Raw genomic sequence first — 281 nt, 5'->3', positions numbered from 1 at the left:
ATGGCACGAACCCTTTCGCCATGGCAGCCGAACATAGTTGCATTCCCTTCCCTTTGGCCAGTCCCATAGAGCGCAAGTCCTTCGTCGACCGCCGCTATGCAGTTCTTGTGATGCCCAAGATTGAATTCGATTGCCCAAACACAGTGTCTGGCCTGAAACTGCACTTCGGGGTCGTCGACATCCCTCAGGTCGGTGAGGACGGTCCGTGCGCGTTCCCCGTCAATGGTGGGGCCGGTGAACCACCAACCCCAGTAGATCGGAAACCACTTCGCACGCTCGGC

At 58.4% G+C, this 281-nt stretch carries 1 protein-coding gene; it reads right to left on the bottom strand.

From position 1 onward, the window contains the following. On the bottom strand, positions 1-281 hold a 281-nt coding region (locus EN869_RS34910), incomplete at both ends, for a hypothetical protein (RefSeq protein ID WP_210237979.1).

Source organism: Mesorhizobium sp. M2D.F.Ca.ET.226.01.1.1 (assembly GCF_004022705.2).
Classification (GTDB): domain Bacteria; phylum Pseudomonadota; class Alphaproteobacteria; order Rhizobiales; family Rhizobiaceae; genus Mesorhizobium.
The sequence above is the reverse complement of the archived record's forward strand: the minus strand, read 5'-3'. Positions and strand labels throughout refer to the sequence as shown.